This is a genomic window from Leptospira adleri (assembly GCF_002811985.1).
In the GTDB taxonomy this organism is placed as follows: Bacteria; Spirochaetota; Leptospiria; order Leptospirales; family Leptospiraceae; genus Leptospira; species Leptospira adleri.
Map to the genome: position 1 here is coordinate 1 of NZ_NPDU01000062.1, position 20,215 is coordinate 20,215.

The 20,215-nt window shown below is 45.2% G+C and carries 14 protein-coding genes and 1 pseudogene; 10 read left to right on the top strand and 5 right to left on the bottom strand.

Annotation, left to right across the window (positions count from 1 at the left end; translation table 11 throughout):
- Positions 1–852, bottom strand: an 852-nt coding sequence (locus CH376_RS18455) for a cache domain-containing protein (protein ID WP_207769145.1), incomplete at its 3' end; no start/stop codon positions are given.
- A gap of 1,025 nt (positions 853–1,877) precedes the next feature.
- Positions 1,878–3,866 (bottom strand): (E)-4-hydroxy-3-methylbut-2-enyl-diphosphate synthase, encoded by a 1,989-nt coding sequence (gene ispG, locus CH376_RS18465; RefSeq protein ID WP_100787616.1) that lies wholly within the window; start codon positions 3,864–3,866, stop codon positions 1,878–1,880.
- A 256-nt stretch (positions 3,867–4,122) separates the two neighbouring features.
- Here ispG and CH376_RS18470 point away from each other — a divergent pair, with 256 nt between their 5' ends.
- From CH376_RS18470 to CH376_RS18525, 10 genes are all read left to right on the top strand, one after another.
- Positions 4,123–4,356: a hypothetical protein gene (locus tag CH376_RS18470; protein WP_100787636.1), complete on the top strand. Its 234-nt coding sequence runs from the start codon at positions 4,123–4,125 to the stop codon at positions 4,354–4,356.
- Positions 4,357–4,506: 150 nt separating this feature from the next.
- Complete coding sequence (locus tag CH376_RS18480; RefSeq protein WP_125231990.1) at positions 4,507–5,046, top strand: hypothetical protein; 540 nt, start codon at positions 4,507–4,509, stop codon at positions 5,044–5,046.
- 155 nt (positions 5,047–5,201) lie between these two features.
- Positions 5,202–5,585 carry a hypothetical protein gene (locus CH376_RS18485; protein ID WP_100787620.1) on the top strand — a complete coding sequence of 128 codons (384 nt, stop codon included), beginning with the start codon at positions 5,202–5,204 and terminating at the stop codon, positions 5,583–5,585.
- A gap of 117 nt (positions 5,586–5,702) precedes the next feature.
- Positions 5,703–6,284 carry a hypothetical protein gene (locus tag CH376_RS18490; RefSeq protein WP_100787621.1) on the top strand — a complete coding sequence of 194 codons (582 nt, stop codon included), beginning with the start codon at positions 5,703–5,705 and terminating at the stop codon, positions 6,282–6,284.
- Positions 6,285–6,552: 268 nt separating this feature from the next.
- Positions 6,553–7,857 carry a hypothetical protein gene (locus CH376_RS18495; RefSeq protein ID WP_100787622.1) on the top strand — a complete coding sequence of 435 codons (1,305 nt, stop codon included), beginning with the start codon at positions 6,553–6,555 and terminating at the stop codon, positions 7,855–7,857.
- Positions 7,858–8,218: 361 nt separating this feature from the next.
- On the top strand, positions 8,219–12,709 hold the full coding sequence (gltB, locus tag CH376_RS18500; RefSeq protein ID WP_100787623.1) for a glutamate synthase large subunit: 4,491 nt from the start codon (positions 8,219–8,221) through the stop codon (positions 12,707–12,709).
- A 147-nt stretch (positions 12,710–12,856) separates the two neighbouring features.
- Positions 12,857–14,461, top strand: a complete 1,605-nt coding sequence (locus CH376_RS18510) for an OpgD/OpgG family glucan biosynthesis protein (protein WP_100787625.1) — start codon at positions 12,857–12,859, stop codon at positions 14,459–14,461.
- On the top strand, positions 14,445–14,876 hold the full coding sequence (locus CH376_RS18515) for a hypothetical protein (RefSeq protein WP_100787626.1): 432 nt from the start codon (positions 14,445–14,447) through the stop codon (positions 14,874–14,876). The genes CH376_RS18510 and CH376_RS18515 overlap by 17 nt, the downstream gene beginning before the upstream one ends.
- The gene (mdoH, locus tag CH376_RS18520; RefSeq protein ID WP_100787627.1) at positions 14,873–17,014 is read left to right on the top strand and encodes a glucans biosynthesis glucosyltransferase MdoH; all 2,142 of its coding nucleotides are present in this window, start codon (positions 14,873–14,875) and stop codon (positions 17,012–17,014) included. Before CH376_RS18515 ends, mdoH begins: the two co-directional genes overlap by 4 nt.
- Positions 17,015–17,072: 58 nt before the next feature.
- Positions 17,073–17,402: a hypothetical protein gene (locus tag CH376_RS18525; protein ID WP_100787628.1), complete on the top strand. Its 330-nt coding sequence runs from the start codon at positions 17,073–17,075 to the stop codon at positions 17,400–17,402.
- Positions 17,403–17,414: 12 nt separating this feature from the next.
- Here the strand turns inward: CH376_RS18525 and CH376_RS18530 are convergent, their stop codons facing one another.
- The 3 genes and pseudogenes from CH376_RS18530 to CH376_RS18540 all read right to left on the bottom strand — a co-directional run.
- On the bottom strand, positions 17,415–18,542 hold the full coding sequence (locus CH376_RS18530) for a sugar kinase (RefSeq protein WP_100787629.1): 1,128 nt from the start codon (positions 18,540–18,542) through the stop codon (positions 17,415–17,417).
- Positions 18,539–19,402, bottom strand: a complete 864-nt coding sequence (locus CH376_RS18535) for a TrmH family RNA methyltransferase (protein ID WP_207767214.1) — start codon at positions 19,400–19,402, stop codon at positions 18,539–18,541. Before CH376_RS18535 ends, CH376_RS18530 begins: the two co-directional genes overlap by 4 nt.
- Positions 19,369–20,214 (bottom strand): annotated as a pseudogene (locus CH376_RS18540) (class I SAM-dependent methyltransferase); the annotation flags it as partial. The pseudogene CH376_RS18540 and the gene CH376_RS18535, both read right to left, overlap by 34 nt.
- Position 20,215: the final 1 nt, after the last annotated feature.

Sequence of the window (20,215 nt, forward strand, 5' to 3'; positions counted from 1 at the left end):
TTGAATGTTATAAACTTCTTCGAAGGCTTTTTTCTCCGAAGTACTGGAGATCACTCCTAATCCTGCGTATCCGATTCTTCTAAAAGAACCTAAGTAGTATTGATTGTCTTTTCCTTTGTATCTGGTTTGTCCGTTGCTGATGGAACTTTCCAAAAGATTTTTTACGATCGGATCGTCGGCCAAACTCGTGGGTTGTAAAATCAGTTTCGGGTCGGAGTGAGCGATCAGTTTCCCGTCGGGCCCCACAAGAAAAAACTGAGTGATCCCGGAAGTTTTGAAAGAATCCAAGATCGAGTCCATCTTTACCAACGAGACGATGACGGCCGAATTGACTCCGTCTCCCAAGGCGACCGAAAGAAAGAGGACCGGTTTGTGAAAATCGGGAGACACGTTGTAGACGACCGGCTTTCCGATCTGAGCTTTTTTCTGACCGTTCAAATATTTCCGAACGATCTTGTCCGCTTCCTCTCCGGAAATCTTATATTCTTTTAAGGAGCTATCGCTCGCGATTCTTTTGATTCCGTTGTAGTCTCCGTTTTCTTTCCGGAATATTTTCAGATAGAATATATCGTCTTCGTTTTCCAGCAGATTGTTCGATTCTTCCGAGCCGGCGACGGATCTTGCGAGGAGCAATGAGCGTTTTGTAAGGGAGGAGATATCCGATCTAACTTTTTGACTGATAACGTCCGTTAGTTTTAAGTTGTTTTCTTTGATTCGAACTTCGTTGTCCGATTTGAAAAAGTAGGTAGCAAGAGCGATGATCACTCCCAAAGAAACTAAAATGATAAAGGAAATGATCACCATCAGCTTCTGACGGATGTTCCAATTGTATAGATTGAGGAATGAATTCATAACGTTTCCGTTTGCGTTTTACTTGTTAATAAATTGAGTCTATCTCATTCAGCCAAACTTATAAAACAACACTATTTTCGGGATTCTCTTAAAATGATCGGAATTTGAACTTTCAGAATCGAGTAAATAACTACTTATGACTAAGATTTGCGTATTATAAAAAAAGCTTCATTAAAAGTTAAGATATGAATTGAAAGAACGCCCCGGTTTTTTTTGTGTTCCGCACTAAGAAGAGACGATTTTAAAATCGGTTTTTTACCGATTTCCTTGCGGTTTTTATAGGAATGGAATTGATTCCCAGCTCGGAAACGGAGCGATTTTGAGAACCGAAAATTCGATATTTAGGGTGAAGGCCGTCGCTTTAACAAGTAAATAACTTTTTTTCGGAATTGGGACGAATTTGTACCGCGGAATGAACCGCCGATTTTTCGCAACGTCACTCGCGCTTGACGGCGAGGGTTCGCTTTTTTTTTAATTTTTGGAAGGTCAGAATCAGGATTCTACTGACAGGCTGATTTGTCACAGTTTGATCATTCGCTTCCTGAACTTTAGCGAATTGCTCCCTATGGATCGCAATTCCGGAAGCTCTATCATAACCTGACCCAAGGATGGACTGAAACTTTAAAAGAGTTGTGGTAACAACGACAAACTCCTCTGAAAAAGTCGCGCGCCCCACCCAGATTTCGGGTGGAGGGGAGCGGTGGCGGGAAAGCTCGGGAGACTTTTCTCTATCACAAAAATGGAATTCTTACAAACATAAATTCACTCTCATATTTGTAGGAACTCCAACAAATATTCTTATTCGAAATCTTCTTGATTCCAAATAGGCTCTAAACCTGTGGAAAAAGAAATTGCTCCCTATGGATCGCAATTTCGGAAGCTCATGATTTGTCACAGGTTGATCATTGGCTTCCTGAACTTTAGCGAATTGCTCCCTATGGATCGCAATTCCGGAAGCTCATGATTTGTCACAGGTTGATCATTCGCTTCCTGAACTCAGCGAATTGCTCCCTATGGATCGCAATTCAGGATACGGATTCTTGCCAGAGTCCGTTGTCCTTAATGAGTTCCACGAGTTTTTCGTCGGCGATTTCGCTCGGAACGTTTTTCATTACGATTTCCTTTCCCTTGTAGAGATGAACCTTGCCGGGACCGGCGCCCACGTATCCGAAGTCGGCGTCCGCCATTTCTCCGGGCCCGTTTACGATACAACCCATCACGGCGATTTTCACGCCTTTGAGATGACCGGTTCTCGATTTGATTCTAGCGGTAGTCTCTTGAAGGTCGAAGAGGGTTCTTCCGCAGGAAGGACAGGAAATATATTCCGTTTTTGTTAAACGAAGTCGGGTTCCCTGCAAAAGATCGTAGGAAAGCTGAAAAATTTCTTCGAGGTCGTTTTTATTCCGGGTTTGGATCCGGATCAGATCCCCGATCCCGTCGATCAAAAGTCCGCCGATTCCGATTGCGGAATCGTAAAGCGCCGCGTCCGCATCGGGAAAACTTCCGTGAAGCAGAATCGGAAATTCGAAATGGCTCAGGATCGTCCCGAGTTTTCTATAGTCGTACAAGATTTCTTTCGTTTCCAAGGAGAACAAAACGTTTTTGATTCCAATTTCGGCTAACGTTTCCGGAAGTCCCTTGAGGGATTCTATTCTTTCCCGACTAGTATGAATTTCGGTGTAAAGTCCGGCGTTTTGTCTTTCCTTTAAAAAGGAGAGCATCTTTTCTCCGTCTTGAAATTGCAGGAAAGGATCGAACACGATCTTGCTGAAACGAGTCAGTTCTTTCTGAAGTTTTTCGTTGAGAGAAATATTTTTTCCGAGAAAAATTCCCACCGGAATTGATAGCGCTTGAGCCGCTTCGTAAATTTCGTCGAGCTGCTGCGGTTCAGGAGAATCTACGACGATACTTTCCGGTTCCAGAGAAAGAGGTTTTCCGTATTGGTAGAGTTTGGCTACGTCCGCCAAAAAAGAATTCGTATTCTGAAAAGGAAGGATCGTCTCCACTCGAACCGGATGATTTTCTCCTGCTTCCAAGTTTCCGATCCGAATCGGACTGCTGTAGAATCTTTCGTATCGAAACGGATTTCTAAATTCGGAATATCCTTTCGATTTCGAATCCTGCGTTATTCTTCCATTGAACTTATTTGCCAGAAGTTTTGCCACGGGCACTTCCAAAACCGGATCCTCCGTCAAAGAAACCCGGATCGTATCCCCGAGTCCGTCTTCCAAAAGGGAGCCGATTCCGATCGCGGATTTGATTCTTCCGTCCTTGCCGTCTCCGGCTTCGGTGACTCCGAGATGGAGAGGATAATCCATTCTAAGTTCTCCGAATCTGGACGCGAGCAATCGATACGCCTGCACCATAACCTGCGGATTGGACGCTTTCATACTTACAATAATATCATAATAATCTAAACTTTCGGCGATTCTTATAAACTCGATCGCGGATTCGACCATTCCCTGCGGCGTATCTCCGTAACGATTCATGATTCGATCGGAAAGGGAACCGTGGTTGGTTCCGATTCTCATCGCGACTCCGAGTTCCTTACAACGAAGGACGAGCGGGGAGAATATTTCCGAAATTCTTTCCAGCTCCTCGTCGTATTGCGAATCCGTATAATCTCGAACCGCGAACTTCTTTTTGTCCGCGAAATTTCCCGGATTGATTCTTACCTTTTCGACATACTCGACGGCTTTCATTGCGACGCTCGGCGTGAAGTGAATGTCCGCGACAAGCGGAACCCTGCTTCCGGCTTGTTTGAGTTCTTTGCGGATGTTGACGAGATTGTCTGCGTCGGCCTGAGAAGGAACGGTGAGTCTTACGATTTCACATCCCGCGCGTTCGAGTTCTAAAATCTGTTTTACGGAAGACTTTGTGTCGGTCGTGTCGCTGTTGATCATCGATTGGATCCGAATCGGATTTTCGGCGCCGACCCCGACGTCGCCGATCTTAACTTCTCTCGTCTTTCTTCTCTGATAAGCAAAAGGTGTATGATTGTATCTAAAGTTCATAGCGGTTTAGAATTTCCGACTTTTCGGATTTCCTCTCTATTAAGACAGTCTTCCCGGGAATTGTCGGCCCGTCATTCTCGATTTTTTGCGAGAATCAGGACTCTATTTTTTGCTTCCGGATTTGATTCGGACCTCCCGAGCTCCGATATATACAAACACAAGCCTTGGAAATAAATTGATTATGGATTTTCCTTCTTTGCAACCCAACGAGACTTACAGAATTCGGGTCACCGTTGCGATCTATCGCGGCAATATTCTGTCTTATAAAAACGACGTCATCATTCCTTCCGAATATTCTCGGAGAACCGAAGCGAGGGCTCATATTCAAAAAGAACTCGGCGAGCGTCTTTTACATTCCAATTTTTTTCGTTCTCCCAGACCCGATTACGATTTGGTGCGTTATACGGAAGAGGCGTCCTGCAACACGTTTTTACGTTATAGAATTCTCTCCTTAAAATCGGGAGAGGGTTTGATCAAAGAAAGAATCTGAATTTTCCGTTGGTTATGATTTCTTTCGATCGAAAGAATCAAAGTTCTTTTTTCGGATCGGCTTGTAAGAATTTGGTAATCTCGGATGAACGTAAGAACCGAGCGGGAAAAAAACGAAAGGTCGCTTGTTGCAAGGAAAGCGGAGAAGATTATGATCTTTTTTTACGGAGTTTTTGCGGACCGTTTCCGATTTGTTTTTTATTTTATGGGAAAAATCCGCTTACAAAGTTGTAAGCAGGTTTTAAGAAACCCTTCGATTTTGATCTTGTTTCATTTGTTCGCCTCCGCAGCCGGTGCGACGGAACTCAAATACGGGGAATTGTTATTCAAGTGCAGATTGGAGAAACCCCGTTGTTCCTCACGCGACGTCTGCGGCATCGAAGTTTTCGGTCATCCGAAGGACAATTCGTATCAGAACTTTTTCGTTACGCTCAATCAAGGCGAGGAAAAGAACATTCAAGATCCTGAATTTACCTACGATACAAAGGTGGTTCTTCCTGCGACTTACGAAGTCCGAGCCGGAAAGTATACGATCCGCGTAAATTCTCCCGAATTTCCTCTGCGTTTCTTTTTCGAAATTCTTACCGACTCTAAAAAGCCGGAGTCCGCTTCGATCGGACTTTTTCGAGAGAACAAAACGGACGAGGATCCGATCCGCTACTACTGTCGTCGGTTGAAGGCGGGATATTGATCTCATATTCGATTCTTAGGAATCGAATTCCGTTTTGTTCCGTTAGAACGTCTTTGAATGACTGCGAAGTTTCTCTTCGCTGATTTTTCGAATTCGGGTGGACGTAGTTTCCCTTTGCGGGAATTTTATTTCCTAAATTAGGAGTTATATTCGATATGTTACGAAATTTTTTTGTTCCCGTTTTAGCGACCGCGGCATGGATCACTGCATCCGAATTCTTCCGAAATGAAATTTTGTTCAAATCGTATTGGGTTTTGCACTATGAAAGTAAGGGTTTACGTTTCCCTTCTGAACCGATCAACGGAGCCGTTTGGATCCTATGGTCCTTTTTTCTCGCCGTCGTTCTTTATATTCTCTCTCGGAAGTTTACGCTTACGCAGACTTTTTTGTTCGGTTGGTTTGTCGGATTTGTCTTGATGTGGATCGTCGTCTGGAATCTGGGAATGTTGCCTTCGGGTTTATTGATCTACGCGGTTCCCTTGAGTCTTTTGGAAATTTTTCTCGGATCGATTATCGTCAAACGTTTGTCTAAAGATTGAATGCACGTTATGCTTTCATTGATTCGAAATTATACAATTCCTAACGAGATAGGGTTGTGTGTTTACGAAATTCTTCTTTGAATCGGGTTTTAGAAAATCACGGAGCAGTCCTTTAAGATGAATTGCATCGAAGCCGTTTATCATCGGTCTTTATATGCGGGCGGGGAACATCTCGACATACGGATCGACGGAGAATTTCTCGCTTCGCTTATAAATCGAAATTTTCCGCAAAGAGGCAAGATTCATTTTTTCTCCGCATTCTTAAATCATAGATTTTCGCAATACGAATGGCTCCGTTCGTTCTCTTCTTTTTTAAATCGAAAATCCGATACAAAGGGTTGGATCGGTCTGGTTCCTACTTTGTTGGATTGGCTTTCGGAGGAGGACGGAAGGGAGATCGTTTGGCGCAGAATTCTTCCTTCCGTGGGAGAATCGTCCGTTGTGCCGATACTGATGTGTCCTGACGATTGCGATTTTTTTTGCTCCTTGGTGCTCGTGGAAATCGAAAGAACCGAAGAATTTGTTTTTTGGAAACGATTCGGTTTGGACGAATCCGATTTTAACGTTTCAAATCTTTCGCCTATCGGAAGTAAGGTGAATTGGATTTCCGGCATGTATGAATATAAATTTCCGATCGGGGATTACCTTGAATTTCTGAAACGTTTCCAATCGGAGTTAGGGGCTGAGGCCGAATTTTGATCCCTAAAAGAATCTTCGTTAAACGGAATCCGGATCTAAAAAAAATTTCCTAAAAACGCGGACGGTCTGAAAAACCTTGTTTTCTCAGGCGTTTTTCAAGCGAGTGGCCCTGAAATCTCCTCGTTCCGGATCGTTCGAAATGTCTTGAATTCCTGAAAACGAAGGGAAAACTGGCGAAGGTTTGCCAAAATGCTCCTTGGGGAAGATTCGAAAAAACGATCGAATCTAAGAATGGGGAAAGCGGAAGGCTCCTTAAAGAAAGAATCGTATGTCAGGAACCGAAAAGAAAATCATCGAACAAAATTCTCACGGTGAATACGAACTCACCGCGTACGGAGAATTTTTAAGTTATTTTCACACTCACATCCAATTGTTCAACGGTCTGATTTCCGGAAAAAAAATCCCGCCGACGGAACAGGAAGCTCTCAAACAGAAAATACGTTCTTATATCGTAAACAACATTCAAAAAACGGAACAGTTCTTCGATCATTTACCGAAGTTTGCGGAATATCTCGGAGTTTCTCAAACCGAACTTTCCGCGTTCATGAATAAGAATTTCATGAACACCCATGCGGGAATCAAAAACAAACTCATAGAACAAGAGAAGACTAACGCGGGTAAACCGAGAAAGAAAAAATACGCGCGTATTTCGGAAGAGATCGTGGAAAACTTCGGCACCTTGGTTCCTCCCGGAAAACGTTTTATAGGGATGGAAGGTTACGTGGTTCTCCGAGACGACGCGACCGGCAAGGACGTGGAACCTTCCGCTTCTTCTTTTGGAGAGGCTCCCAAGGCGGACGCACCGGGGGCGCCGAAACGACCGGTTGCGCCTCCGCCTCCTTTGAAAAAGGGACCCGAAACATTGATTCTTACCGAGATCGTGGACAAGTTCGGTTCCGACTTTTCGGGTAAACCTCTTGTACTTCAAAAAGAAGAATTGGACGAAGACGATTCTCCCGCGCCCGTTTCCGTGTCGGGCGGAGACGAATTGTTAAGCGACGTGGAGGATCTTCAGTTCGGAGGTTTTGACGAACCTTCTTTTGTCGAAGAAGAACCCGAAGCTCCTTCGGAACCTCCTGTGATCATTCCATTTTCCAAATATATGGAAAGTGTAAATCGTGTTCGACAGTTTCAAAAGGACGGCCAAGCGGACGCGTATAAGAAGTGGGTGATGACTCTTCCTCCGGAACTGAGTTCTCTCGTTCAACTTCATTCTTACGTTTTGAAAGAAATGAAAAACGAACCCGTCGATTGGAACTCGATCCTCTCTTCGATCTCTTCCCGCATCGGACTCAAAGAATCCAGACTCTGGAAAGTGTTGGAGCTCACTCGAACGTTCGCGGATCTCAGGGCCGGACTCGAAAGATCGTTCGTCGCTTCCCGCTCCGCCGGTCCCGGAATGGAGGAGCTCGTTAAAAAAGCCTGGCCTCATATCTTAAAACTCTTCGAAGAATATCCGGACACGACTTCTCTCCGTCAAAAGATGGATCAACTATTTACGAGAATTCCGGACGCGACTCAGAGAAAAAAACTCAGCGATCTTTTTCTTCCGATCGTTCAGAAGCTATCGTAAACTTTTTATAGTTCTTCTTCGATTCTTCTTTTGATCGGGATCAACTTCTTCGCCGTACCGTCTGCTTAAAGTTCGAGCAGTTTGTACCAAAGCAAAGAATTCTTTTTCATTCTTCCATTCGAATCGAGTCTAAGATACGGCGATCTTATTTTTAGATCTCGATCTCATTGTGGATTCGTTTATCAATGCTTTGAAGAGGGAGGAATTTTATTTCAAACCTATCTTTTAAAAGAATGTTTTCAATTTACGCAACTCTCAATTTACTGGCTTGTAACTGGGGAATTTTGCTGAAATTTCAGCCATAGGCGCGCCCGACGCCTGTTTGTTACCAGGGAATTAGGATCACGAGGGATTTCGGCAGATGAATGAAGTAAAAGAACAACTAAAACTCCAATCTTATCTAGAAGAAAACGGCCTTTATGAAAAGTCGTTCGAACATGATAACTGCGGGGTGGGATTTGTTGCCTCCTTTCAGGGAGAGAACAGTCACAGAATCGTATCGATGGGTCTCAAAGCGGTAGCTTGTCTGACGCACAGAGGCGCTGTGGACGCGGATATGGTGACCGGCGACGGGGCCGGAATCATGATTCAGATTCCTAAGAAGTTGTTCGCGACGTACATAGAAGAAATGGGTCATCGCAGACCCGAAGAAGATTCCATCGGAGTCGGAATGATCTTTCTGCCGAGAGAAGATATCGATAAGCAGGACATGTGCCGCAGTCTCGTCGAGTCCGCGCTTATGGAGTTTAACTTTAAACTTTATGCATGGAGATACGTTCCCGTTAATCCGGAAGTTCTCGGACCGAAGGCCAATCAATCCAGACCTCAGATCGAACAAGTCCTCATCGGAAAACCGGAAGGGATGTCCGCGGACGACTTCGAAACGAAATTATTCTTAATCCAAAAGAAACTGATGAGAGACGCGGATCGTCTTTCTCTCGCCGGAGATTTGTATATCTGTTCTCTTTCCTCCGAAAGAATCGTCTTCAAAGGACTCTTCAACGGAAATCAGGTTTCTCAATTCTACGAAGATCTCAACTCGGAAGAAATGGTTTCTCCGTATTGTATCTTTCACCAGAGATATTCCACAAACACGTTTCCTTCCTGGGCGCTCGCGCAGCCTTTTAGAATTCTCGCTCACAACGGCGAGATCAACACGATCGTCGGGAATCGAATCTGGATGCTCGCTCGCGAGGAAGAACTCGAGTGCAAAAAATGGGGAGAATATCAAAAGGAAATCCACCCGATCATCCGCCCCCACATGAGCGACTCGGCGAGTTTGGACAACGCGATGGAAGCCATCGTTCGTTCCGGAAAAGACGTTCTCCAAGCAAAGGCGATGCTCGTTCCGAACGCGTGGTCCAAAAACCTCACGATGTCCGAGGAGTTGAAAAGTTTTTACGAATATAATAATACTTTAATAGAACCTTGGGACGGACCGGCCGCTCTCGCTTTTGCGGAAGGCGATTGGATCGGAGGCGCTCTTGATAGAAACGGATTGCGTCCGGCGCGTTATGCGGTCACGGAAGACGGTCTTTTGATCATGGGTTCCGAAGCGGGACTCGTACAAGTCGACGAGGAGATCGTAACAAAAAAAGGACGTCTTGGTCCCGGTGAAATGATCGGGATCAATTTGAAAGAGAAAAAACTCTATTATAATGAGGACATCAATTCTCTCTTCGAAAAAAAATACGATTACAGAGAATGGTCTAAGGAAAACGTTTCGTATCTCAACCAGGATCTGGATTCTTCCATGAAGGATACGATCACCTACAAAGGCGACGACCTCAGAAGAAGACAGGTGTTATTTGCGTATTCTCCGTTTAAACAAAAGTCGGTGATCAAACCGCAGGCGAGTCTCGGAAAGGAAGCGATCAGTTCGATGGGAGACGATACTCCTTTGTCGATTCTGATGCTTTCCAGAATCGGACTTTACACCTATTTCCGTCAGAGATTCGCGCAGGTGACCAATCCTCCGATCGACTACATCCGCGAGAAAGGCGTCACTTCACTTTACACTCGTCTTGTAAAAAAGATGAATCTGTTCGGAGACGAAAAACCCCAGAACTGTCTGGTTCTTTCCCATCCTTATCTCACGAACTTGGATCTGAAACGGATCCGCGAGATGGACGGAAAACCGTATAAGATTCTCACGTTAGACGCGACCTTTGAAGCGCACGTGGAATCGAACACCGCTTTCAATTATTTGGAAAAAGCTCTGGATGCGCTTTTGGAATCCGCGCTGCAAGCGGCGAAATCGGGAACCAATATTTTAGTTCTTTCCGATAAGAAACTTTCGAAAGAAAGGGCTCCGATTCCGATGGAATTGGCGGTAGCCGCCGTTCACAACCATCTGATCCGCAACAAGACACGTTCCGCGGTATCGATTCTTGTTGAAACCGGATCTGCATTCGAAATTCATAATGTGGCCGTTCTGCTCGGTTACGGGGCTTCCGGCGTAAACAGTTATCTGATCTGGGACACGTTATTCGATCTTTGGGAAAAGGGAGAATTCGATTCCGAAGACGGACAACGTCCGCCATTCCACACGATCTGCGGTAACTATCGTTACGGCGTCGACGACGGACTTCTGAAGATCATGTCCAAGATGGGAATCTCGATTCTTTCCTCGTATGTGGGCGGCCAGGTTTTCGAAGCGATCGGTCTTTCCAGAACCCTCGTTTCCAAATACTTTCCCGGCACGTATTCCAGAATTTCCGGAATCGGCTTAGGCGGAATCGAACAGAATATTCTTAGAAACCACGAGCAGGCGTTTTACAAAGAGATCAATCCGGAAGATTTTATCTCCGAAAAAGACGATCAACCGCACCGTTGGTCTCCGAGAGTTGTTAAGTTTTTGAGAAAGGCCGCGGTCGACAACGACTACGAAGCTTTTAAGGAAGCGACTAAAATTCTCAAAGAAAGCGATCCGATCAACATCCGCGATCTTTTCGATTTCGTGGCGAGAAAACCGATTCCTATCGAGGAAGTAGAGACAGTCACCGAAATTCAAAAACGATTCTTAACTCCGGGAATGTCTCACGGTGCACTTTCGATCGAAGCGCATACCGATCTTGCGATCGCCATGAATCGGTTAGGCGCTAAGTCTTCTTCCGGAGAAGGCGGGGAACATCCTTCTCGTTACGTCGTAAACGAAAACGGGGATCTCGCGAATTCTTCCATCAAGCAGATCGCTTCCGGAAGATTCGGCGTCACTTCGGAATATCTGAATTCCGCGACCGAGATCGAAATCAAAATCGCACAAGGTGCGAAACCGGGCGAGGGCGGGCAGCTTCCGGGTAAGAAGAACAACGAGGAGATCGCGACCAATCGTCACACTCCGCAGGGAATCGATTTGATTTCTCCTCCTCCTCACCACGATATCTATTCGATCGAGGATTTGTCTCAGCTCATCTACGACTTGAAGATGGCGAATCACAAAGCGCAGGTTTCCGTAAAACTCGTTTCCGAAGCGGGGGTGGGAACGATTGCGGCCGGAGTTGCAAAAGCAAACGCGGACGTGATTCTTATCTCCGGTCACGTGGGGGGAACGGGAGCGGCTCCGATCACTTCGATCAAGTATGCGGGTTCTCCTTGGGAACTGGGTCTTTCCGAAACACATCAAGTTTTAGTAATGAACGGGCTCCGCGAGCGAGTCGTTTTAAGAACGGACGGCGGGATCGTTTCCGGAAGGGACGTGATCATCGCGGCTTGTCTCGGCGCGGAAGAATACGGAGTGGGAACGGCTTCTCTCGTCGCACTCGGTTGTATCATGGCGAGAAAATGTCACTTGAACAACTGTCCGACGGGAATTGCGACCCAAGACATCAAGTTCCGCGCGAAATACAAAGGATCTCCGGACCAACTCGTGAATCTTTTCACTTGTTTGGCGCTCGAAGTCAGAGAATATCTGGCGGAACTCGGATTCAAATCGATAGACGAAATCATCGGAAGAACCGATCTCTTAAAACAAATCACACGTTACGATAGGGACCGTTTGGATTCTCTCGATCTCAATCCGATCCTCGTTCGTCTGCCTTTGTTTTACGATCCTGCAAAGCAGAAAAAGGACAGATCGATCCGTAAAGAACCGATCGGAGAAGTTTTGGATGATCGTATCATCAAGGACGCGGAGAAAGCGTTGGAAGGAAAGTCTTCCATGGCTCTTTCTTATCTTGTCCGCAACACGAACCGTACGGTGGGAGCGAAGATCTCCGGTCTGATCGCGAGAAAATACGGATCCAAAGGGCTTCCCGGAAAACTGGAAATCATTCTCGAAGGAACCGCGGGGCAATCCTTGGGAGCTTGGCTCGTCAAAGGAGTTCAGATCACTCTTTCCGGAGACGCGAACGACTACGTAGGCAAGGGACTCTGCGGCGGTGTGATCGTCGTTAAAAAACACCGTAAGTCCAAACTCAAAGCCTATGACAACACGATCCTCGGAAACACATGTCTCTACGGAGCGACTTCCGGCAAGTTATTCTGTTCCGGAAGAGCGGGCGAACGTTTCGGGGTTCGTAACTCCGGAGCCGAAGCCGTAGTCGGCGGAGCGGGAGATCACTTCCTCGAATACATGACGAGCGGAACCATCGTTTGTCTGGGAAGCGTAGGTAAGAATATGGGAGCCGGTATGACCGGAGGCAGCGCGTATTTCTTCCAAAAGGGATGGGACATCCAACCTCTTCTCAATAAGGAATACGTAAAAACCGTGGATCTGGAACAAGGAGACTACGAGGTCATAAAAAATATGATCGGCGAGCATTCCAAACTTACCGGATCCGATCTTTCGGAAGGAATTCTGAAGGACTTTGAAGGAAACAAAAATTATTTCGTGAAGGTAGTTCCGAAATAATAAGATAGGAAAAGAATTCTTTTGGAGGATTGTTTAACGGACGTTAGACGATTTTTCGAAAGAATTCGGTTCCTTTTCGAATAGAATCTTCTCATTGAAGAATTTTCTAAGAAGTCCGTAAACGGATTTCTTCTCCGGAAAAATACAATGTTAAGAATACACATCGCACTCGCTTTTTTTGCCACGATCCTTCTTTTCGCCGTCGCAAACCGGCAGCAGAAAAGGGAAATCAATCCCGTCGATTTTAAGTTCCCGGAGGCCGAAAACTCGATCCTCGATCCAGTTTCCGGAATCAAAATTCCAGTCACAAAATTCTCCTTTGCGGATCTCAAAAAAAAGGCGAGAAGTATGGCGCATGGACGTTATGTGAAACCGCCTTATGTATCGACTCATTTTCTACAGGGATTGAGTTGGGAACAATACAAGAACATTCGATTTAAACCCGAAGCCTCGCTTTGGAAAAAGGAAGGAAATCCCTTTCAGATCCAATTCTTTCATCCGGGTCATCTTTACAATACGAACGTTTCTCTGCACGAGGTTCGTACCGATTTCGCGAGAGAAATTCCTTACGACGAAAGTTACTTCGATCTTTCCAAGCTAAAAATTACTGGAGATATTCCGCCTAACCTTGGATATTCGGGTTTCAAAATCCATTATCCTCTCAACACGGAAGAACATACCGACGAGTTTACGGTTTTTCAAGGCGCAAGTTATTATAGAATGGTTTCCAAAAAGCAAGTCTACGGCCTTTCGGCGCGAGGGATTGCGATCAACACCGGAATGCCATATCCGGAAGATTTTCCCGGTTTTACGCATTTTTGGATCGTTCATCCGGACAAAACCGATTCCACCGTTTTCATATATGCGTTGTTAGACGGTAAGACCGCGACCGGCGCTTACGAATTTCAGATCAGTCCCGGAAAGGTTTCTTCAGTTCACGTGAACGCCGAAGTTACCTTGCGGAACAAAGTCGATCGTTTTGGAATCGCACCTCTGACATCTATGTATTGGTATTCCGAAACGAAGGGAATTCCGGAAGGGCAGGCTTATCCGGAATCCCACGATTCCGACGGCCTTTTGATGGAATCGGGAAAGGGAGATTGGATCTGGAGACCTTTGGACAATCCGAGGAGATCTACGGTCTACAGTTTTTCGGATGAAAATCCGAAAGCGTTCGGATTGATGCAAAGGGATCGTAATTTTGCTTCGTATCAGGATAACACGATGAAGTATCACCTTCGTCCTTCCGCTTGGGTCGAACCGGAAGGAAGTTGGGGAAAAGGAAGCGTTCAATTGTTGTTGAATCCTACGATTCAAGATTCGGACGACAACGTGGGAGCCTTTTGGGTTCCGGCTAACGTTCCTCAGCCTTTGGAACCGTACGAATTCAGTTACACGATACGGTGGTTAAACGAAGATGCGCTTCCCGATACTTTGGCAAAAACTGTCTCGACAAGGATCGCTCCCGTGCCGGGGGAATCCGATATGAGGGTTTTTTACGTCGATTTTTCAAACGAAAAGTTAAAGGAAATGGACGCCGCCACTTATCTGCAGGCCGCGATCGATACCGGAGATAATGCAGAATTAGCTGATTATAATATTCAAAAAATTGAAGAGACTGGGGTTTGGAGGCTCACGTTTCGAGTCGTTCAGAAAAATAAAAATAAACCCGCGGAACTCAAGGCGGTTTTGAAAAAAAACCAGGAAGACCTGAGCGAAATCTGGACGTTCACTCTTGAATCCGCGATCTGAGAAGGAAAACAGATTCTCCAAAAAACCGGAGGCCGTTTCCAGGGCGTATTCGAAAGTGAAATTGTATTGTATCGCTTCCGGAATTAAGGACTCGGTGGAATTGCACGAAAAGCTCGGCGAATTTCTTCGATTGCTGGAAGCCCATAGTCAAAGTCTCGAAAACAAAGAAGAAACTTTTTTTGAACTCGAGGCGATGCGTATTTTTTTAGATTCCGGAATTCTAAAGTCTAAGAAAAATAAATCCCTTCAACTTCCGGAAATAGAACCTTCTCGAATGATTCCGAATCCGGTCGATTTCGGTCCTCTCGGAGTTCTTGCGGAACCGAAGGAAAGGCTGGAACCGATTCCGCTGATTCTTTCCGTCCTTTTTTGGGGAATCGTCTATACATTCTTGCTCTACGGATTGTTGCGGTGAGACACAAAGAAGTAGAATCGACGGACTTTTTGATCGATTCCAAAACTCTTACCTACAGACGTTTGAGTTTCGGAGGGCTTGTCTTTTTCTTTGTCATCATCGGAGTTTTTTTAGAGATCCAATTTCTTTCGTTTCAATCGATCAGCCCCTTTGAGTGGGCAACTCTCATTCTATTTTGTATTTTATTTCCGGTCATCTCTTTCGGCGCCGCGACCGCCCTGATCGGATTTGTGCAAAAAATCAGGGGAGGGGACCCTCTTCGTATTTCTAAAATATTAGAAGAATCGAATTTTACAGAAATTGAATATCCTCCGGTTTCGGTCGTTATGCCGATTCACTGCGAGGACGTTTCCCGGATTTTCGCCGGCGTTGAATTGATGTTAGAGGATATAGCGGAGAACGGTCTTTCTCAGACCGTGGATTTTTTTATTCTTTCCGACACTTCCGATCCGAATCTTTGGGCGCAGGAAGAAAAAGCTTTTTCCATTCTGAGCCAGAAGTTGGAGAATAAGGATCGAATCTACTATCGAAAACGAAGACTCAATCTGAACAAAAAATCCGGGAACGTCGCCGACTTCTGTAGAAGATGGGGAAAACGCTACAAATACATGATCATTCTCGACGCCGATAGTATCGTCACCGGAGAATGTATGAAAAAGTTGATCCGTCTTATGGAAAAAATTCCGGACGCCGGGATCATCCAAACCGTGCCGGAAGTTATTCGAGCCCGTTCCATCTTTCAAAGATTGTCCGCGTTCTCCTCTTGGGTCGGCAATTCGGTGTTTGGCGCCGGATCCTTTTTCTGGCAGCTCAGATCGGGTCCCTTTTGGGGACACAACGCGATCATACGGCTTCAGCCGTTTATGAAATATTGCGGTCTTCCCGGTTTGCCGGGGGAAAGCGCGATCGGCGGAAAAATTCTGAGCCACGACACGATCGAGGCGGCATTGTTTCGAAAAGCGGGTTACAGCGTTTGGTTTGCGAGCGACCTCAAAGGCTCGTATGAGGAAGCGCCGCCTAACGTGTTGGAGGCGTTAAAACGAGACAATCGCTGGTGTCAGGGAAATCTACAACACTTCTGGTTTTTATTCGGCGGAAAGTTGCGCTTATCGAGTCGTCTTCAGATTCTTCTCGGGATCTTTTCCTATTTCAGTTCCCCTCTTTGGGCTTTGCTTTTACTTTCCTCGTCTTTGACGACGATCGAAGACGTCGATTTTTTCCGTTTGGCCTTATTGCCGGAGGATTGGATCGCGTTTCGAGACGATCTCTATCTTCCGGTCGCCTATGCTCTGCAAGGTTATACGTTGTTGATTCTTTTTTTACCTAGGATCGTATCCTTTTGGGAAGTCGTTCTATTTCGAAGGAAAGAATGGAGCTCCTCCTTTTATTCATGGGCGGTTTCTTTTTTTCTGGAATTTTTTCATTCGGTGCTGATGGCTCCCGTTTATATGGTTCAATACACCCGTTTTATTCTTCTTACATTCTTAAATCGTAAAATAGAATGGGGACCTCAGAATCGCGACGCGTCTTCCGGTCTTGATCCGCAAGCGCTCGCTTATACGGTTCTACCAGCTTCTTTTTACGGATTAGGAATCGGATCATGGATGTTTTTGACTTATCCCATCTTGTTTTTTTGGTTTTTACCTTTGCTCGCAGGTTGGGTGTTCGCATATCCGCTCGCTCTATTGACATCGTACATTCCAAAGGAAAATAAAAGAATTTCCGTCCTGAACAATCCTCCCGAAATTTCTGAAAGTAAAATGCTGACTCGGCTGGATTTGCTGGAACAAAACTATGCGGAGAGTTTGGGTTCGGCGAAGGATTGCTACGGAATTTTCCGATTGTTCGCGGACCCTTCTCTCAACGGGTTTCATCTTTCGAGATTGAGAAAAAGAGTGAAGGAGACTCCGAGAAGAAGAGAATATCTGCGAAATCTGAGCGATCGGCTGAAAGAAGACGGACCGTTTCGATTCACAAATCAGGAACTGCTTAGACTCGTCTGGGATTACGATACCGTTTCCGCGATTCATCTCTGGTTTTGGACGACCGATCTGAAAGACGTTTCTCCTTGGTGGAAAACGTCCTTTTCGGAATATAAAAAGGAGATCTTGTTAAGCGAAGTGAAAAATTTCTTTTGAATCGTCCTTTACAAAATGAAACGGAACGAATCTTCTGAATAATCGCTTTTGGATCAATATGAAACCGCAATCTACTTTTTATTCCATCTCCGTCGTATTTTTTCTGATGTTCGGAGTTTTACCCTTAAGATCCGATGATTTCGAAGGAATTTATAAGGTAGGGAACGACGACTGTAGAGTAAAACCTATCAGAATGGCTTTCGAGGTCTTCTGTAAGAAAACTAAGAAAAAGGAAATTTATTTTTATCAGGGAGAGGAAAATAATAATGTAATATTCAAAACCGATGATGGAGATCTGTCTACTCGATTTATTTTCGACGACTCTTCCTTAAAATCAGGCGTATTTATCGGGATCGGCGGTTCGTCTCTGAAAGTGAAAAAAAAGTAAAACCCTACGAAGTCAGATCAATTTTAAGAATACGCTCACAGCGTGTTGAACGTCCTCCCTGCCATCCTTTTCAAACAAAGGAGATCCTTTTCCCGTCCAAGTCTTAGCGCTAGCGATCGCTTTTTCAAATCGAAACGAAAACAAATCCTCGTTCGAAAGATAAGAAGACGGAATTTCCTCTTTGAGAGCCCGGTGCAAAAAGGGAACTTCGGGGAAACTTCCCCGATCCGTATAAAGCACCGGAGTTTTTGCATAAACACTTTCGCTCAATATCCCGTAGCCGGGTTTGGTGATAACGAAATCGCAGGCGGTTAAAAGATCCGGATAGTGTGCGTTTCCGACGTTTAAAATTCCTTCTTTTTGTTTTTCCGGAATTTGTAAAAGATCAAAATCGGTTCCCCCCGAGATTACGATGCGATAAAGATCGGAATTAAATTCTTTCCATTGAAAATGATCCGTCTTCACCCCGTAAGCTCCGAAAGAAAAGAGAAGATTGATTTTGTCGTTCGGAAGTTTAAAAAATTCTTTTGCGCTTTTTTTATCGAGGTCCGGTCTCCTTCCGACGAGTCCGATATTTTTTTGTTCCGGAAGAGACGCGGAGGGACAGGCGAAGGGCAGAAGAAGTCCGAATGTCGCGAGATAATATTCTTCGAAGAGAGTTGCGGCCGTTCGTGAAAAAAGCGGCGATTCTTTTTGATAACCGCCGTAGATAAAATCCCAAGTAAAATTTCCTATGAACAAGGACGGAATCTTGAGTTTGTCCGCCACGTTAAACGGAAGCGAGGCCGAATCGGAGATGATCAGATCCGTTTCAAATTCTAGACAGGCTTCTATTTCGGAAATCTGAAGATATGATTTTTGAAAATCGAATTCTTCAATCGCGTGTTCCGTACCTTGAATGTCGATGGAAAGCGAATCTTTTTGAATCATTCCGACGTCCAGGGATTTTTTGCGGGTTCGAAGTCGTTTTAATAAAAGAGAATCGCTTTCAGAGACGAAAAGTGTTTTTAAAAATTCTTCCCTTGTGGTTACTAGATCGATTTCCAATTTCGGAAAACTGCGGAGCAAGTGAAGAATGATTTCCATCGATCTGCTGATATGGCCGAATCCGTGGGAACTGACGTAATAAGTTATTTTCATTCGGAGGAACCCTGACGTATTACTTCATACATTACGATTCCTGCGGACATCGCAAGATTGAGAGAATCCGCTTCGCCGAACATAGGAAGGGATATGTATTCGTCGGAATGACTTCTTGCAAAAGGGGAAAGCCCGTATTGTTCGGATCCGAAGACAAGAGCGATCTTTCCCTTGAGGTCGGAGTCGAAGTATAATTTTTTCGCTTCGGGAGTTACGGCTAACGTTCTATATCCGTTTTCCTTAAGAATGGAGTAGATCGCCTCCGTTTCGCCAAGATACACTTCGAGGGTAAAGAGGGCGCCCGTTGAAGCGCGGATAACGTTCGGATTAAACAGATCCAATCTCGGATCCGCGACGAGCACGGTATGAAAACCGGCTCCTTCCGCGGTTCTGAGGATGGTTCCTAAATTTCCCGGTTTTTCAACTCCTTCGACGACGAGGATCGGTTTCCCTTTTTTAAGTTGTGCGGATTCTTTCTGAAAGGTTTCGATTTCGGTGGAAAAAAAAAGAGCCGTTGCGATCAGTCCGTCCGGTCTGTCCCTGTAGGATATTTTTTCGAAAACTTTTTTCGGAACCTTGATCGCCTTTGCTCCGATTTCCCGGACGAGATCGTATTCGTTCTCCCCCAAAAAACATTCGGGTGAATAGAGGACGTTTTGAAATTTTACCTTCCCAGATTTGTACGCGCGCAAAATTTCCCGATAACCTTCGATAAAAAAAAGACCGTTCGTTTCTCTATGTTTTTTATCTTTTAGATTGGAGATTTTTTTGAGTTTTTCGTTGGAAAAGCTGGTGATCTCCAAAAAAGAAATGCCTTGCTCCGGGTTCAAAGTGAAAGTCTCTCCGAAGTATAGATACAATTCGAACCGGAAGGATAGAGTTTGCCGCTTTGTTCCGGAATGGAAAGTTCGCTTAGAAAAAACTTTCCGTTGTTCTTGATTCTTCCCTGCAAAATTCTCTGCAAGGCAAGCGGACTAAAACCGGTGGAATGACAAGTAAGAACAATAAAGTCCGGCTTGGATCCGCAGAGTTCCATGAGGAGATCCATAAGTTCCGGAAGATCTTTTTCGATCTTAAACACTTCACCGCTCGCGCCCCTTCCGAAAGTCGGCGGATCGAGGATAAATCCCCGGTAATCCTTTCCTCGTTTGATTTCCCGCTTCAAAAATTTCAGAACGTCTTCGACCATCCAACGGATCTTTTTATCCGCGAGTCCGGATGCGGTCGCGTTCTCTCGAGCCCAGTCCACCATTCCTTTTGACGCGTCGAGATGACAGGCGGATGCGCCTCCGTCCAAGACCGCAAGAGTCGAAAGCCCGGAATACGCGAAAAGATTGAGGACTTCTTCCTCTTTTTTGAGTTGAGAAGAAAGTTTTTGGATCTTTTTCCAGTTCTCCAGTTGTTCCGCAAAAATTCCCAAGTGACCGAAAGGAGTGAACTTTATTTTAATAGAATATTCTAATATTTGAATAAAGAATTCTTCTTCTACCTTTTTGCTCCAGTTCCATGCGCCTCCGCCTTTGTCGGAGCGGACGTATTCTCCATGGACGTTTTTCCAAAGCGCCGGTTTGGATTCCGGCCAAGCCGAAACCGGAGACGGACGGATGATCGTATAAGGGCCGATTTGTTCGAGTTTGCGAAAGTTCCCGGAGTCGACGAGAGAATAGGTTCCG